At 73.0% G+C, this 16261-nt stretch carries 14 protein-coding genes and 1 pseudogene; 2 read left to right on the forward strand and 13 right to left on the reverse strand.

Annotated elements, in window-relative coordinates; translation table 11 throughout:
• Positions 1 to 15: 15 nt before the first annotated feature.
• The 9 genes from ACY34I_RS12165 to prmC form a co-directional block, all read right to left on the reverse strand.
• Positions 16 to 243 carry an ATP synthase F0 subunit C gene (locus ACY34I_RS12165; RefSeq protein WP_091197508.1) on the reverse strand — a complete coding sequence of 76 codons (228 nt, stop codon included), beginning with the start codon at positions 241 to 243 and terminating at the stop codon, positions 16 to 18.
• A gap of 67 nt (positions 244 to 310) precedes the next feature.
• Positions 311 to 1108 (reverse strand): F0F1 ATP synthase subunit A, encoded by a 798-nt coding sequence (atpB, locus tag ACY34I_RS12170; protein WP_462754834.1) that lies wholly within the window; start codon positions 1106 to 1108, stop codon positions 311 to 313.
• Between the two features lie 11 nt (positions 1109 to 1119).
• Positions 1120 to 1356: an AtpZ/AtpI family protein gene (locus ACY34I_RS12175; protein ID WP_148800734.1), complete on the reverse strand. Its 237-nt coding sequence runs from the start codon at positions 1354 to 1356 to the stop codon at positions 1120 to 1122.
• Between the two features lie 193 nt (positions 1357 to 1549).
• On the reverse strand, positions 1550 to 1981 hold the full coding sequence (locus tag ACY34I_RS12180; RefSeq protein ID WP_148800736.1) for a hypothetical protein: 432 nt from the start codon (positions 1979 to 1981) through the stop codon (positions 1550 to 1552).
• Entirely contained in the window at positions 1974 to 3305 is a 1332-nt protein-coding gene (locus ACY34I_RS12185) for a serine hydroxymethyltransferase (protein ID WP_462754837.1), read from the reverse strand. The genes ACY34I_RS12180 and ACY34I_RS12185 overlap by 8 nt, the downstream gene beginning before the upstream one ends.
• A 79-nt stretch (positions 3306 to 3384) precedes the next feature.
• Positions 3385 to 5499, reverse strand: a complete 2115-nt coding sequence (locus ACY34I_RS12190; protein ID WP_462754838.1) for a transglycosylase domain-containing protein — start codon at positions 5497 to 5499, stop codon at positions 3385 to 3387.
• A gap of 147 nt (positions 5500 to 5646) precedes the next feature.
• Complete coding sequence (locus ACY34I_RS12195) at positions 5647 to 6258, reverse strand: arsenate reductase/protein-tyrosine-phosphatase family protein (protein ID WP_462754840.1); 612 nt, start codon at positions 6256 to 6258, stop codon at positions 5647 to 5649.
• A complete protein-coding gene (locus ACY34I_RS12200; RefSeq protein ID WP_148800759.1) occupies positions 6259 to 6903 on the reverse strand; it encodes an L-threonylcarbamoyladenylate synthase in 645 nt (214 codons plus the stop codon).
• Positions 6903 to 7850, reverse strand: coding sequence for a peptide chain release factor N(5)-glutamine methyltransferase (gene prmC, locus ACY34I_RS12205; RefSeq protein ID WP_462754841.1), 948 nt, complete (start codon positions 7848 to 7850; stop codon positions 6903 to 6905). The genes ACY34I_RS12200 and prmC overlap by 1 nt, the downstream gene beginning before the upstream one ends.
• A gap of 73 nt (positions 7851 to 7923) precedes the next feature.
• Here prmC and ACY34I_RS12210 point away from each other — a divergent pair, with 73 nt between their 5' ends.
• Positions 7924 to 9477: a GGDEF domain-containing protein gene (locus ACY34I_RS12210; RefSeq protein ID WP_462754843.1), complete on the forward strand. Its 1554-nt coding sequence runs from the start codon at positions 7924 to 7926 to the stop codon at positions 9475 to 9477.
• Positions 9478 to 9498: 21 nt separating this feature from the next.
• Here ACY34I_RS12210 and prfA read toward each other — a convergent pair whose 3' ends face one another.
• Positions 9499 to 10587 carry a peptide chain release factor 1 gene (gene prfA / locus ACY34I_RS12215; protein WP_148800745.1) on the reverse strand — a complete coding sequence of 363 codons (1089 nt, stop codon included), beginning with the start codon at positions 10585 to 10587 and terminating at the stop codon, positions 9499 to 9501.
• A 109-nt stretch (positions 10588 to 10696) separates the two neighbouring features.
• The gene (gene rpmE, locus ACY34I_RS12220; RefSeq protein ID WP_073834647.1) at positions 10697 to 10921 is read right to left on the reverse strand and encodes a 50S ribosomal protein L31; all 225 of its coding nucleotides are present in this window, start codon (positions 10919 to 10921) and stop codon (positions 10697 to 10699) included.
• A gap of 251 nt (positions 10922 to 11172) precedes the next feature.
• On the opposite strand from rpmE, the gene ACY34I_RS12225 reads away from it, so the two are divergent.
• A complete protein-coding gene (locus ACY34I_RS12225) occupies positions 11173 to 12069 on the forward strand; it encodes a phosphatase domain-containing protein (RefSeq protein WP_462754845.1) in 897 nt (298 codons plus the stop codon).
• Between the two features lie 103 nt (positions 12070 to 12172).
• On the opposite strand, the gene ACY34I_RS12230 is transcribed toward ACY34I_RS12225, so the two are convergent.
• Positions 12173 to 15631, reverse strand: coding sequence for a phosphodiester glycosidase family protein (locus ACY34I_RS12230; protein WP_462754847.1), 3459 nt, complete (start codon positions 15629 to 15631; stop codon positions 12173 to 12175).
• A 155-nt stretch (positions 15632 to 15786) separates the two neighbouring features.
• Positions 15787 to 16261, reverse strand: a pseudogene (locus ACY34I_RS12235) (transcription termination factor Rho); the annotation flags it as partial.

A 16261-nucleotide genomic window follows, 5' to 3' on the forward strand; every position in this document is an offset into this window, starting at 1 on the left:
CGATCAGAGGGGGGATTACTTAGCCCAGACGAAGCCGAACGCGACGCCGAGCAGCGCCAGCGCCTCGATGACGGCGAAGCCGATCCAGACGTACGGCAGGGTCATCCGGGACGACTCCGGCTGGCGGGCGGTCGACTGGATGTAGGCCGAGAAGACCAGGCCCACGCCGATGCCCGGGCCGATGGCGGCCAGGCCGTAGCCGATGGCGGCGGTGCTGCCCGATACCGCGGCGAGAACGTCCATTGGTGTGTTCCTCCTGGTTATCACGCGTGACTGTCACGCGGGACGACAACGGTTGGTGCGAAGTGGATCAGTGCTCTTCGGCGAGCGCGCCCTGCACGTAGCTGGCGGTCAGCACCGTGAAGACGTAGGCCTGTAGACAGATCACCAGGAACTCGAGGAAGGTCAGCGCGACGGTCATCACCCAGGAGAGCACCGAGACCGGCGCCAGCAGCCCGGTGGCGTTGAGCATCGCGAAGCCGCCCAGCGTGAAGACCAGCAGGAGCATGTGCCCGGCGAACATGTTGGCGAACAGACGGACGGCCAGCGAGAACGGCCGGACCAGGAAAGTCGAGAACGCCTCGATCGGGATCAGCAGCGGCAGGATGTACCAGGGCGCCGGCGGGATGAGCGAGTTCTTGAAGTACTTCACGAAGCCGTGGTGCCGGATGCCCACATAGTTGAAGAGCACGTAGCTGATCAACGCGAGGAACGCCGGGAAGGCGATGTGCGAGTTCGGCGAGATCTGGAAGAACGGGACGATCGCGAAGAAGTTCGTCAGCAGGACGAAACAGAAGAGCGTGGTGAAGTAAGGCGCGAACCGAACTCCCTGGTGCCCGATCATGTCGACCGCGATGTTGTTCCGGACGAAGCCGTAGATCGACTCGGCGAACCACTGCTTCTTGGTCGGCACCAGCTGCGGGTTGCGGTAGCTGAGCATGAAGAACAGGATCAGGATCCCGACCGCCAGCCAGACCATGAACGTGATCTTGGTGAACCAGTAGGAGTTGTGCGCACCCCAGGGCAGGATGCTGGGCAGGTAGAAGTCCTCCACGCTGGGAGGAAAGTTTGCCGCGCCCTGTGCAAGGACGTTCGCCTGTCCGAACACCGCGTCCCTTCCTATTGAGGCGTGCCGAGCTTGCGCACGACCAGGATGATCCCCCCGGCCATGCCGAGCACGATCCCGATCCCGGTGGCGATGCCATCGGTCTCGAGCCAACGGTCGACCAGCCAGCCGATGAAGCCCCACACGAGCATGCCCGCGATCAGATAGCTGAGCGCGGTCCAACCCTGACCGGCACCGGGCGGAACGTCGCCCGGGCCGCCAGTGCTGGGGGGTTTCTGGTCACCGGCCATGTCGGGGCGAACGATATCAGTCGAGGAGACGAGGCTGTGCCTCACCCCCCGCACAACCTGGTTGTGTGGGACACGGGTGGGCGAAGTCGTCTGGAGGCACGCTACTCCCCTTCCGCCACTGAGAGAATGACCGATCGCGGACACACCGGCGCGCCGTCCGAAGCGTGGGACGGCGCGCCGGTGTGTCCGCAGGTCAGCCGCGGGACCGCCGGGCGTGCACAGTGGTCAGCCACCAGATGTGCACGCCGGTCCAGACCAGCACGCCCGCGGCGATGCCCAGGCAGAACGGGATCAGTCCCGGCCAGCCGGTGGCGGCCACCCCGATCATCACCGCCCCGAGCACGCTCATCTTGGCCACGTACGCGCCGAGGCCGAAGGGCAGCACGAGCTGGGGGTCGCGGGCGTCGGCCCAGGCCAGCAGCACCGTGGTGAACGTGTAGCTGAGCGCGGTGACGGCCACCCCGGCCGCCGCGCCGAGCGCGCCGTCCGCGCCCCGGGTCACCCCGCCGACCACCCCGGCGACCGCCGCCAGCACCGCCGTCGAGATCAGCAGCACCGGCAGGTGGCGCAGCCGCCAGCCGCGGTCCTCCAGCGCCTCCGCGGCGCGCGTCCCCGGCTCAGCCACGGGGGTACGCCGGGAACGTGGTGACCAGCTCGGTCACGTCGGCGGCGATCCGGCCCAGCTCGTCGGCGCCCCCGGGCGCCGCCGGATCGGTGCGGACCGCCCGCGCGATCAGCGTGGCGATCCGTCGCATCTCACCCTCCCGCATGCCCTGGGTGGTGACGCTCGGCGTACCCACCCGGATGCCGGAGGCGACCATCGGCTTCTGCGGGTCGTACGGGATGGCGTTCTTGTTCAGCGTGATCTTCGCCGCGTCGCAGCGCGCCTCGGCGTCCGCCCCGGTCACCCCGACCTCGCGCAGGTCGATCAGCGCCAGGTGGGTGTCAGTGCCGCCGGAGACCGGCCGCATCCCCTCGGCGGCCAGCCCGTCGGCGAGCGCCTGGGCGTTGCTCACCACCTGCGAGGCGTACGCCCGGAACTCGGGCTGGGCGGCCTCGCGCAGCGCGACCGCCTTGGCGGCGACGGCGTGCATCAGCGGGCCGCCCTGGGTGAACGGGAAGACCGCCTTGTCGATCCGGGCGGCCAGCGATTCCCGACAGAGGATCATGCCGCCGCGCGGGCCGCGCAGCGTCTTGTGGGTGGTGGCGCAGACGACGTCGGCGTACGGCACCGGGGAGGGGACGGCCCGGCCGGCGACCAGCCCGATGAAGTGCGCCGCGTCCACCATGAGGTAGGCGTCGACCTCGTCGGCGATCTCCCGGAACCGGGCGAAGTCGATCAGCCGCGGGTACGCGGTCGCCCCGCAGATAATCATCTTGGGGCGGTGCGCCCGGGCCAGGTCGCGTACCTCGTCGTAGTCGATCAGCTCGGTGTCCCGCCGGACGGTGTAGCCGACGGTGTGGAACCACTTGCCGGAGAAGTTCACCCGGCTGCCGTGGGTGAGGTGGCCGCCGTGCGGCAGGTCCATCGCCAGCACGGTGTCGCCCCTCTGCACCAGCGCGGCGTACGCGGCCAGGTTGGCGCCGGCACCGGAGTGCGGCTGGAGGTTGGCGTGCTCGGCCTCGAACAGCTCCTTCGCCCGGGCGATGCCGATCTCCTCGGCCCGGTCCACCTCGGCGCAGCCGCCGTAGTAGCGCCGGCCCGGGTAGCCCTCGGCGTACTTGTTGGTCAGCGTGGAGCCGAGGGCCGCCAGCACGGCCGGGGAGGTGAAGTTCTCGCTGGCGATGAGCTGCAGGCCACCGCGCAGCCGCGCCAACTCCCCCAGCACCACCTCGGCGATCTCCGGGTCGACGGTGCTGAGCTGCTGGAAGTCCGGCCCCCAGAAGGTGTCTCTGGTGTTCTCCACAGCGTAGGAGTCTACGGAGCCCCGCACCGGGGGCTGTGCCATGTCTCGGCACCGGAGCCCCGAGTCACCTCGGCGGGCGCCTCGCACGAGCCGGCGCCGAGACCGCCGACGCCTGACCCGGTCAGTTCCCGGACCGCGGGCTGGTGCGCTCGAAGGCGATAGTCTGGCTGGGCGGGACGAAGTCGCGCACCGGCTGGTCGCGCAGCGCGTACGCCAGCACCCGGCCCACGGCGGCGATCTGCCGGGTCTGCACGCCGCCGCCGACGGCGTCCCGGGGGTTGTCCGGGTTCGCCGCGATGGTGGCGACGGCGAGCTGCGGGGTGAAGGCGACCACCGTCTCGGTCTCGTTCCGCTCCGCGCTGCCGGTCTTGCCGGCCACCGGCCGGTCCAGCCCGGGCGCCAGCTCCTCGGCGGTGCCGCCGTCACAGCGGCGGTACATCGACTGATCGCCGACCGGGCAGCGGGCCGCGTCCGCCGCCGCCCGGGCCACCTCCGTGTCGAGCGCCTGCCGGCAGTCCGGGTTCCCCGCGGCCAGCTTCCGGCCCGAGCTGTCGGTGATCGAGGTGACCGGGGTGGGCCGGCACCCGACGCCCTCGGCCGCCACGGTGGCGTACGCGTTGGCCAGGTCGAGCGGGGTGGTGGCGACCACGCCGAGGGTGAACGGGCCCCAGCTCTTCGCCCCGTCGTGGGCCAGCCGGGCGTCGTCGGCCGCGCGCAGCACGATGCCGAGCCGCTCGGCCATCTCCACCACCCGGTCCGCGCCCACCCGCTCGGTCAGCCAGGCGAAGTACGTGTTCACCGACCGGCCGAACGCGCTCCACATGGTGCGTGGGCCGTCCATCCAGTCCGGGTTGGCGTTGGCCGGGCACCAGTGGCCGCCGCAGGCGGCCGGCCCGGGGCCGGTGGCGTACTTGGTGACGTACACGGACGGGGCGTCGAACTCGGTGGCGAGCGGCAGCCCGGACTCCAGCGCGGCGAGCATGGCGAACAGCTTGAACGTCGACCCGGCCTGGTAGCCGACGATGCCGCCGCCACCGGCGATGAGCTGGTTGACCGTGTTCGGATAGTTCTCCTGCCCCGCCGGGTTCTCGGCCACACTGTAGTTCCGGTTCACCGCCATGGCCAGCACCCGACCGGTGCCCGGCTGGACCACGGCGGTCGGCGCGGCCCGCTTGTTGGTGACCGGGTAGATCTCCAGCACCTGCTCGGTGGTCTTGCGCTGCACGTTCGGGTCGAGCGAGGAGACGATCGAGAAGCCGCCGCGGCGCAGGGTGCGCTGCCGCTCGTCCGGCGAGGCCCCGAAGGCCGACTGGCTGTTCCACCACTGGGTGAACCAGTCGCAGAAGAAACCCCAGTCGTTGTGCTCCTTCGAGATCGCCGTGCAGTCGTTCGGGGTGGCGCTGGGCTTCAGGGCGAGCTGCTCGCCCTTCGCCCGGGCGGCGTCCTCGGCCGAGACCTGGCCGGTCTCCACCATCCGGTCCAGCACGTACGCCCGGCGCCCCAGTGCCGCGTCGGCGTTCCCGTTGATCGGGTCGTCGGTGTCCGGCGAGCGGACCAGTCCGGCGAGCAGTGCCGCCTGGGCCAGGGTCAGCTTCGCCGGGGTGGTGGAGAAGTAGCGCTTGCTGGCCGCGCCGATGCCGTACGCCCCGGCGCCGAAGTACGCGATGTTGAGGTAGCGGCCGAGGATCTCGTCCTTGTTCAGCTCCCGCTCCAGGGCCAGCGCGTACCGCATCTCGCGGATCTTGCGGCCGGCGCTGATCTCGGTGGCCCGGGCCCGCTCCGCCTCGGTCAGCCGCGGATCGCTGGCCAGCGCGTTGCGGACGTACTGCATGGTCAGCGTGGAGGCGCCCTGCCGGGTCCCGCCCTCGCGCTGGTTGACCGTGAAGGCCCGGATCACGCCGCGCACGTCCACGCCGTGGTGCTGGTAGAACCGGACGTCCTCGGCGGCCACGATGGCCTGGCGCATCACCGGCGCCACGTCGCCGACCGGCACGTCGATCCGGTCCTCGACGTAGAACGAGGTGATCAGGGTGCGGCCGTCGTTGGCGTAGAGGTTGGACCGTTGGGCCGGCTCCGGCGTCCGCAGCGACTGCGGCAGCTCGGCGAAGGGCACCAGCCCCTTGAAACCGAACCCGAAGACCAGCGCGGCCGGCAGCGCGGCCGCCGCCAGGGCCAACCCGGCGAGCACGCCGGCGAGCAGGATGGTGAACAACTTGTCGAGATGGGCCCGGTTCATCAGCTCTCCCCGCAGGAGCCGGCTGTACGAGACCTGTTCAGAATGACCGCAATCGGCCGTTTCGCCGCCACCTTCCCCAAAACACGCAGGAATTTCGCGAGGAAGGATGAAGGTGACAGAAACCCCTACGCCGAATACCGGAAAGGGTCAGGGCAACAGCACGGCGGCCAGCGGGTGGACCGTCTCCTCGATCTCGTCGGCCACCCGGCTGAAGCACTGGTCGCCCCGGCCCCACGGGTCGTCGAGGTCGTCCCCGGGCAGCGGTGCGGCACCCTGCCGGGCCGCGTCCGCCGCCGCCACCAGGGCCACGCCGCGGGCGTACACCGCGTCCGGGGCGGCCGCGGCCGGGGGCAGGGCGGACGCGTCCACCCCGCCCAGCAGCCGGCCGAACTCCCCCAGCACGAAGGTGCGCGCGGCGGCGTCCGGGCGCAGCGCCACCACGTACTCCTGCTGGTCGGCGGTGGCGGTGAGGACCAGGTCGGCGGCGTCGATCAGGTCGGAGCGGAGCTTGCGGGCGGCGAAGCCCGCCACGTCGCCGCCACGGGAGGTCACCTGCCGGGCGGCCGGCGGATTCATCTCCTCGCCGGCGTGCCAGCCGCCGGTGCCGGCGCTGTGGCTGTGCAGCAGCTCGTCGGAACGCTCCGGGTCGGCACCGAGCCGGCCCAGCCGCTCGCGCACCGCGAGCACCAGCAGCCGCTCGGCCATCGGCGACCGGCAGATGTTGCCCATGCAGACGTGCAGGACGGTGAACGGCGGCACTCAGAACCCCCGCTCGTCGAGGATGTCCGGCACCACGTCGCGCAGCTTCTCCAGCGACACCGCGCCCTGGCGCAGCACCCGGGGCACCTCGCCGGTGAGGTCGACGACGGTGCTCGGCACCGGGTCGAGGGGCGGGCCCGCCTCCAGGTAGGCCCGCACGCCGTAGCCGAGCTGGTCGCGGGCCTCCTCGGCGGTGAGCGCGGCCGGCTGGCCGACCTTGTTGGCCGAGGCCACCGCCATCGGGCCGGTCTCCCGCAGCACTTCCAAGGCCACCGGGTGCAGCGGCATGCGGACGGCCACGGTGCCGCTGTCGTCGCCCAGGTCCCAGGACAGGCTCGGCGAGTGCTCCACCACGATGGTCAGCGCACCCGGCCAGAACGCCTCGACCAGGTCGCGCGCCGCCCGCGGCAGCGAGAAGACCAGGCCGTCGAGGGTGTGCCGGGAACCGATCAGCACCGGCGGCGCCTGCCGGGTGCCGCCCTTGGCGTCCGCGAGCGCCTTCACCGCGTACGGGGTGAAGGCGTCGGCGCCGAGGCCGTAGACCGTGTCGGTCGGCAGGACGACGAGTTCCCCGTTCTTGACCGCCTCGATGGCAGCGGCGATGCCGCGGTCCCGGTCGGCGAGCGACCGACAGTCGTAGAGCATCACGAGGAGCCAGTCTGCCACGCCGCGTCGGGCTCGGCGTGCTGGCCGTCCGCGCGGCGGGACGCGGTGGCGAACCGGGGCCGCCCGACCAGGTCCCGGTGCTCCTCGACGCGCTCGTACCGGCCGTCCGCGGTCAGCAACGCCGGCACCGCCGCCCCGTGGGTGTCGTCGTGCTCGACGCCGAGCACACCACCGGGCCGGAGCAGCTCGGCGGCCCGGGCGACCACCGGCCGGATCACGTCCAGCCCGTCCGCGCCGCCGAAGACCGCCTCGTACGGGTCGTACCCGGCCACCTCCGGGGACACGGCCACCGAGCGCGGCACGTACGGCGGGTTGCAGAGCAGCACGTCGACCCGGCCCACCAGGTCGGCGAGGAGCTGCGGGTCGGTGACGTCGGCCGCCACCACCTCGATCGGGGTGTCCCCGGCGGCGGCCCGGTCGGCGGCGTTGCGGCGCAGCCAGGCCAGCGCCGCCGGCGAACGCTCCACCGCCACCACCCGGGCTCGCGGCAGTTCCTGGGCCACCGCCAGGGCGATCGCGCCGGAGCCGCTGCACAGGTCCACCACCAGCGGCACGCCCCGGCCCCGGCCCTGGGCCACGCCCCAGCCGGCGAGCAGCTCGGTCTCCGGCCGGGGCACGAACACGCCGGGGCCGACCGCCAGCTCCAGGTGCCGGAACCCGGCGGTGCCGGTGAGGTGCTGGAGGGGTTCGCGGGCCACCCGCCGGGCCACCAGCGCGTCGAACCGGTCGCGCTGGCCCGGGTCGAGGCCCTCGGTCAGGGCCAGCCGCCCGCGCGGCACGTCCAGCACGTACGCGGCCAACAGCTCGGCCTCCGCCCGGGGCGCCTCGACGCCCGCCGCCGCGAGGGTCCGGGCCGCCCGGGCGACCGCCAGCGAGGGCCGCTCGCGTTCCGTCCCTTCGGACGGGTGTTGCGGGAGGTGGGTCACGACATAATCATGAAGCGTCGCGGGGTGACATCACGAGCGGGTGCGTTCGGGCGCACACCACAGGGAGGTTCGAGTGGGCTGGCTCGACCGGGTCGACGACCAGGTTGACGCCCTCCGGCGCGCCCGGGCGCTGCAGGAGGCGAGCCGCTCGGCGGAGGCAGTCACCCTGCTCGACCGGATCATCCGCACCACCAGCGATCCCTGTGCCCGCGCGGACGCGCTGGTCCAGCGCCTCTGCGCAGTGATCAATCTCGGTCGGACGGCCGAGTACACCCGGGCCATCGAGGAGGCCTCCGCCGCGGTCCGGGACCTGGCCGAGCCCTACCTGCACGGGCACCTCAACGCCCTGGCGGCGCTCGCCGCGCACCACCAGGGGGCGCTGGACCGCTGCGTCACCCACCTGGTCAAGGCCTCCCGCTGGCTGACCGCCGACGACGACCCGGACCGGGACACCGCCTGGGGCTGGCACGACCTGGCGATGGCCTACTCGTACCTCAGCTTCCACGGGCACGCGCTGGGGGCGATCGAGCGCGCCCGCCAGGTGGGGCTCGGCGCCGGCATTCCCGAGGAGACCTTCGCCGCCCCGGGCATCCGGCTGCGCAACGCGGTGGCCCTGGACCACACCGGCGACAGCGACGGCTGCCTGCGGGTGCTGCGCGACGTGGCCGGGGACTTCCACCGCTTCCTGCGCAGTGGGCGGGCCGGCAACATCCGACCGAGCAGCCTGGCGGCGTACGGGTACGCCGCCGCCCGGCAGGCCACCCTCGGCGACCAGGTGGAGTCCGACCCCGCCGCCGCTCCCGACCGGCTGCTCGGGCACGGCGGCGACAGCGCCCGCGCGCGGGACATGCAGCAGCTCGGCCAGGTCTGCCTCGCCATCGCCGACGGTCGGCCGATCGAGGCGGTGACCCGGCTGGACACCGCCCGGGTCTCCATCGAGACGCTGGGCGCGGCCGAGTCGCCCCGGCTGCGCAGCATCGCGCTGGCCCGGGCCGGCGACCACGCCGCCGCGCACCGGGCCGACCGGTACGCGTTCCGGCTGGCCGCGCAGCGCAACGACCGGCTGCGGGACGTCTACATCGAGGGCATCGCCGCCCGGATCGACCACGAGGAGGTGCGCCGCGAGGCCGCCCGGTACGAGGGCGAGGCGCTCACCGACCCGCTGACCGGGCTGCCCAACCGGCGCCGGCTGGAGCGCTACATCGGCGCGGTGGTGTCCCGGGGCGAGCGGGTGGTGATCGGCGTCTGCGACCTGGACGGCTTCAAGGCGGTGAACACCCGGCACGGCCACCACTCCGGTGACCTGGTGCTGCAACGGATCGCCGGGGTGATCAACCGGGTGATGCGGCGCGGGGACTTCGTGGCCCGGTACGGCGGGGACGAGTTCGTCGTGGTGCTGCCCGGAGCCGGCATGACCGAGGCGGCCGAGGTGGCCCGCCGGATCCAGGCCGCCATCCGCACGGAGGACTGGGAGTCGCTGGTCCCCGGCACCCCGGTCGGGGTGAGCATCGGCTTCGCCGAGGTGAGCGGGGGTTCCGGGGCGAGCGTTCGGGAGGCGCTCGGCGCCGCGTTCGAGCTGGCCGACCGGGAGATGCTGCGCGCCAAGGACCGCCTCCGCGCCTCCTGACCCGCCCCCGGGCGGCGGGGGTCAGCGGCGGGTCAGTTCGGTTTCGCCGGCCAGGCGGGCGGCGCGGTCGGCCTCGGTGAGGGCGTCCAGGACGCCGTCCAGCTCACCGGCCAGGGCCAGGTCCAGGTTGTACGCGGTGTAGCCGATCCGGTGGTCGGTGATCCGGTTCTGCGGGAAGTTGTAGGTGCGGATGCGCTCCGACCGGTCCACGGTGCGGACCTGCGCCTTGCGGGCGTCCGAGGCGGCCGCGTCGGCCTGCTCCTGAGCGGCCGCGAGCAGCCGGGCACGCAGGATCCGCATGGCCTGCTCCCGGTTCTGCAGCTGCGACTTCTCGTTCTGGCAGGAGACCACGATCCCGGTCGGCACGTGGGTGATCCGGACCGCCGAGTCGGTGGTGTTGACCGACTGGCCGCCGGGCCCGGACGAGCGGAACACGTCGATCCGCAGGTCGTTCGGGTCGATGGTGACGTCGACGTCCTCGGCCTCCGGCAGCACCAGCACGCCGGCCGCGCTGGTGTGGATCCGGCCCTGCGACTCGGTGACCGGGACGCGCTGCACCCGGTGCACGCCGCCCTCCCACTTGAGCCGGGACCAGACGCCGTTGCCGCCCTCGGGCACGCCCTTGGTCTTGATCGCCAGGGAGACGTCCTTCACGCCGCCGAGGTCGGACTCCTGGGAGTCGATCACCTCGGTGACCCAGCCGTGCCGCTCGGCGTACCGGGTGTACATCCGGAGCAGGTCGCCGGCGAAGAGCGCCGACTCCTCGCCGCCCTCCCCGGCCTTGATCTCCACGATGACGTCCTTGGCGTCGTGCGGATCCCGGGGGATCAGCAGCTCGGCCAGCTTCTCCTCGAGCGCCGGCAGGGACGCGGCGATCGCCTCGGCCTCGGCGGCGAACGCCGGGTCCTCGGCGGCTAGCTCGCGGGCGGCGACCAGGTCGGCTCGGGCCTGCTCCAGCTCACCGGCGGCCTTGTGCAGCGGGACGAGCTCCGCGTAGCGCCGGCCGACCCGCCGTGCGGTGCCCTGGTCGGCGTGGATCGCGGGGTCGGCGAGCCGCTTCTCCAGCTCGGCGTACTCGTCGAGGAGGGCGGCCAGGCGCTCACTGCTCATGCTGCGGATGCTCCTTCGACGACGACCGGGTGGGGGTGAGGATAAAAGGGTGGAAACGGACGAACGCCCGCGTCCGGCACGGAGCCGGACACGGGCGTCGTCGGAGCAGCTACTTGGCCTTCTTGGCCTGAACCTTGGCGTACTTCTGCTGGAACTTCGCGACCCGACCGGCGGTGTCGAGGACGCGCTGCTTACCGGTGTAGAACGGGTGGCAGGCGCTGCAGGTCTCGACGCTGATCTGACCGCCCTTGGCGGTGCTGCGGGTCGTGAACGTGTTGCCGCAGGAGCAGCGGACCTCGGTGGTCACGTACTCCGGGTGGATGTTGGGCTTCATCTCGCCTCGGTCCTTTCTTCGGTGGTCGCCGGGTCGCCGTCGTTGCTCCCCGTCATCCGCGAGGGGCTCGGGCGTGAACCGGAACCGGTGGCCGATTGACCAGTGTGCCACGGACGTCCGCCGACCCGGCGAGCGGGCCGCACCGGAGGTCCGGCAGGCGCAACGCCCACCACCCCGCACGCATTCCCGCCCCGCTCGCGGGCATTCGTCAACCGGTGCCGGGGTGGACCGGGACGAACCGGAGGTGCGGGATGTTCTGCCTGATCGCGACCCGTGGGCTGCCCGCCTCCGGCAAGACCACCTTCGCCCGCCGGCTGCAGCCCGGCGTGGTCCGGGTCAACCGGGACGACCTGCGCCGGATGATGCACGGCGAGCGGCTCTTCACCCAGTGGGCCGAGGGGCAGGTCACCCGGGCCCAGCGGGCACAGGTGGAGGCGCTGCTGGCGGCCCGGGTGAGTGTCTGCGTGGACGACACCAACCTGCGCTCGCGCACGTTGCGGGACTGGGCCGAGCTGGCCGAGCGGTACGGCGCCGCGTTCGAGGTGCACGACTTCACCGACGTGCCGCTGGAGGAGTGCCTACGGCGGGACGCCGCGCGGCCGGAGGCCGACCGGGTCGGCGAGGCGGCGATCCGCCGCCTGCACGAGCGCTACCTGGCCAACCGTCCGTTACCGCTGCCGGTCCCGACCGCCCGCACCGGCACCCCGGCCCGGGTCCACCCGCCCCACCCCGAGCCGCCGGCGATCGTGCTGGTCGACATCGACGGCACGGTGGCGTTGAACGTCTCGCGCAGCCCGTACGACATGACCCGGGTCGGCGAGGACGCCCCGAACGAGGCGGTGATCGCGGCGGTCCGGGCGATGCACGCGGCCGGGCACGGGGTGGTCTTCTGCTCGGGCCGGGACGCGACCGCGCGGCCGGCCACCGAGGCCTGGCTGGACCGGCACGTCAAGGTGCCCTACCTGGCGCTGCACCTGCGGGCGGTCGGTGATCAGCGCAAGGACGCCGTGGTCAAGCAGGAGATCTACGAGCGGGAGATCAGGGACCGGTACCGGGTGGTCGGCGTCTTCGACGACCGGCAGCAGGTGGTCCGGATGTGGCGCGCGCTCGGCCTGACCGTCTTCCAGGTCGCCGAGGGCGACTTCTGACCGAGCACCCGCCGACGGGCTCCTCCCCCAGGTCACAGGGCCCGTCGGCGGGTGGCGGCCGGCCGCCGGGGACGCGGCTGCGTGGCCGCGCCCCCGGGGCGGGTCAGGCTGCGGGCGCCTCCGCCGCCGTCAGGGTGACCGTCGCCTGGGCGCGTACGCCGTTGACGGTCACCGCGAGCACCACCTGACCGCCGGGACGCAGCGCGGTGAGCTGCCCCGTCGCCGGGTCGAACCGGGCCACGTGCCAGGGCTTCACCCCGTCGGCGCCGCCCACGTACAGGTTCGGCGAGCCTGACCAGTCGGCGCTGACCGGCGCGGCAACCGGAACGGCACGGCCGCCGGGCTGGGTGAGCGTGGCCGTGACGGTCGCCGGGGCGCCCACCGGGACGCTGGCCGGAGCGGCCAGGGCGAGCCGGTCGACGTGGGCGTGGAACTCCGCCTCGACCCAGCGCGGCCCCTCGGCCAGCGGGTCACGGCGGGCCCGCTCCGCCTCCTGCGGGGTCACCGGGTCGACGCCGAACTCGGTCCAGCCAGTGAAGCCGCCGAGCTGGGGCGGGGTGGAGGGGTTCTTGCCCGAGTTGCCGTTGATCACGTACGGGACGCCGTCCACCCGGTCCGCGTGGAAGGTGCCGACGTGCCCGTTGACCAGGAGCGCGCCCTTGCCGGTCCGGTGCTGGAAGTCGGCCAGCCACTGCTCCACCAGGGCGGCTTCCTTGCGGTCGCCGAGCTGGCTTGCCTTGGCCGGGCTGGGGTCGCGGGGCGGGTGGTGGAAGAACACCGCGACCGAGCCGACGGCCGGGTCGGCGGCGGCCGCGTCCAGCGTGTCCCGGAGCAGCTTCACCTGGTCGAAGCCGCCGCCCCGCAGCGAACCGCTCGACGTGTTCAGCGTGACGAACCGGGTGCCCTCGTGGTCGAAGACCCGCGAGGTGGCGCCGAAGACGTTCCGGAAGTTGTCGATCGGGGCGCCCATGATCTCGTGGTTGCCCGGGACGTAGTAGTAGGGCAGCTCGCCGCCCAACTCCTCGTCGAGGATCCGCTTGGCCAGCGCGAAGTCCGCCGGGTACGCGGTGTCCACGAAGTCGCCGTCGATGATCAGGAAGTCCGGCTTCGCCGCCTTGACCTCGCGGAGCGTACGGCGGGCCTGGGCGACCAGGTCGCTGTCCGGGTCGGCCGCGACGAACTGGGCGTCGGACATCACCGCGAAGCGCCAGGGCGCGCCGTCCACCGTGCCGTCGCGCAGCACCACCCGGTCGGTCCGGCCCGGCTCGGCCGGCGCGTCCAGCGTGGGCGGCACCTTGGCCACCAGGTCGTCGATGACCACCTCGCTCTTGTACTGCTTGGCCGGGTCGGTCTCGGCCACGTAGAACCGGCGCACCCGGACCGGGTACTGCACCCCCGGCGGGACGGCGAACTCGACGTACCGCCAGCCGGTCCAGGTGACGTACGGGCCGCGCAGCACGAACTGGGTGTCCTGGGCGTCGTGCAGGTGCAGGCTGGGCCACTCCCCGGTGCCGTTGCCCTTGATCCACATGCCGAACGCCTGCGGCTGGCCGGGCACGGCGATCCAGGCCGGCGGGTCGGCGTACGCCGCGCGGGTGCCGGTGGACTGGCTGAAGTCGTACGACATCTTCAGCCCGGTGCCGGTGTGGCCCGGCGCCGGCGCGACCGATCCGCTGGCCCGGGCCTGGCTGAACTTCCAGGCGGCGGCGTCGTCGAAGCCGGCCACCGGCACGTCGGCCAGCCCGACGGTCACCGGCAGCACGGTGGTCTCCGCTCCGACGTGGACGGTGACCAGGGCCGAGCCGCTGTCGCCGAGCGCCTTCACGGAGAGGTTGCCGTCATCGGTCGGGGTGATCGCGAGGACGTCGTGGTCGTACTCCAGGCGCAGGTCGGCCGGCTCGATCGGCGCGGTGTTGCCCTCGGCGTCGTAGCCCACCACGCCGAACAGGCCGGTGTCGCCCTGCCGGTTGAGGCCGAGCCGGTCCACGGTGGAGTCGATCCGCTCCAGCGGACCGAGCACGGTCAGGTCCAGGGTGCCGCGGGCCTCCTCCCGCCACGCGGTGACGGTGCTGCGGCCGGGCCGGTCGGCCCGGAACACGCCCTCGTCGTCCACCGTGCCCTGGGCGGCCGGGTTGGCCCGCCACTGCGGCGCGCCGGCCGCCGGGCCGTACGTCTCGTCGTAGCCGGCGGCGGTGAGCCGGCGGGTGAGCCCGGGGAAGACCCGGTCCGGCCGCCCGCCGCGGACCGGGGCGACCCCCGGAGCGGCGGTCGGGTCACTCGCCGTCTCGAGCCAGAATCCGGTGAGCCGGCCGCTGCCCTGCGGGGCGTAGATGGCCAGTCCGTTCGGCACCGGCCGCTCGCTGCCGTCCGAGGGGCTGTTCTCCACCTGCACGGTGGCCGCGCCGGGCTCGCGGGCCAGCAGGGTCGAGGAGCCGCCCCCGTCGAGGTTCAGCGCGGTCCACGCGCCGAGCTCGCGCATCATCCGGCCCATCTCGGTCTGGGTGACGCCCCGGCTGTCCACCTGCCGGCCGTCCACGGTCAGCATGATCATTTTGCGCCCGTCGGCGGAAAAGCCGACCGAGGTACGCGGGGCGAGGCTCTGGTCGGCGATGTCCTGCACCACCCCGTCCCGGACCAGCACGCTGCCGCCGCCGACGGCCGCGCGCAGGCTGCTCCCGTCGGAGGCCTTCGGCCGCCAGCTCAGGTCGACCGGGTCGCCCGGCCGCAGCGCCGCGAGCGCGTCCGCGCCCGCATCCCGGCCCAGCAGCACGGTGGTCCCGGCCGGGATCGCCCCGTCCCCCGGGGCGGTGGCCACGGTCGCGGCCTTCCCGCCGGTCACCGTCACCTCGACCACCCGCGCGGCGCCCTCCACGGCCCGCTTGCGGGCGTACGTGCCCCAGAGTGGGGTGAAGACGCCGACGCCGTCCCGCTGCACCATGTTGTTGAACTGAGTCAGCGGCACCGGTCCGGCCGGCAGGGTGGCGGTGCCCTCGAAGCCCACCTGGATCACCCGGCCCAGCCCCTCCGCGCTGATCGCCGCGGCGTTGGTGTGCCCGGCGACCGGCGACTGGACCAGCTCACCGGAGCGGATGCCGATGCCCTGCGCGGCGCCGGAGTTGTTGATGTCGAAGAAGTCGCCGTTGACCGCCGCCACCGCCCGGGTACGGTCCGCCGCGGCGCGCAGCGGCTCGTCCCGGGTCACCGCGCCCGAGTTGACGTAGTCCACGGTGACCCCGCCGGACAGGTCGGCGGTGAGGGCGTCGGCGCGCAGCCAGCCGTCGGCGTCGTACCGGTCGAAGGAGGTCAGGTCGAGTCCGGGGGCGACCGGACGGGTGGTCTTCGCGGTCTCCAGGCCACCGGCCGGTTCCAGGCCGGCGGCGGCGTCGCCGGCGATGGCGACCGCGGAGTCAGGGCGCGAGGAGGCGGCCGGGGCGTCCTCGGCCGCGGTGCGTGGCTCGCCGGCGGGCGCCGCGACGCCCGGTGGGACGGGCCCGGCAAGGGTCAGCAGCGGCGTCAGCAGCAGGACGCCGGCAAGAGAGGCGGATCGACTGCGGGTACGCATGCCCGACAGTCAACCGGAGAGTGAACAGAAGTTTCAATACCTGCCGGCTTAACCGTAGAAAAACTTCAGAACCGTGCTCGGCCGTGCCGGGCCGGAACGCGGAAGAGGGGCACGACCCCAAGGCCGTACCCCTCTTCCGTCCGCTCCTGGCGGGATCACTCGCCCGGCGTGGACTTCGCGATCTGCATCAGGAACTCGATGTTCGTCCGGGACTGCTTGAGCCGGTCCAGCAGGAGGTCGAGCGCCGCCTGCGAGTCCAGCGAGTGCAGCACCTTCCGGAGCTTGTGGACGATCGCCAGCTCCTCCGGCGCGAGCAGGACCTCCTCCTTGCGGGTGCCGGAGGGGTTGATGTCGATCGCCGGGAAGACGCGCTTGTCGGCGATCTTCCGGTCCAGCTTGAGCTCGGCGTTGCCGGTGCCCTTGAACTCCTCGAAGATGACCGTGTCGGCCATGGAGCCGGTCTCCACCAGCGCCGTGGCGAGGATGGTCAGGGAGCCACCGTTCTCGATGTTCCGCGCCGCGCCCAGGAAGCGCTTCGGCGGGTAGAGCGCGGTGGAGTCGATACCACCCGACATGATCCGGCCGCTCGCCGGCGCCGCCAGGTTGTACGACCGGCCGAGGCGGGTCACC

The organism is Micromonospora sp. RTBAU3-60 (genome assembly GCF_054963695.1).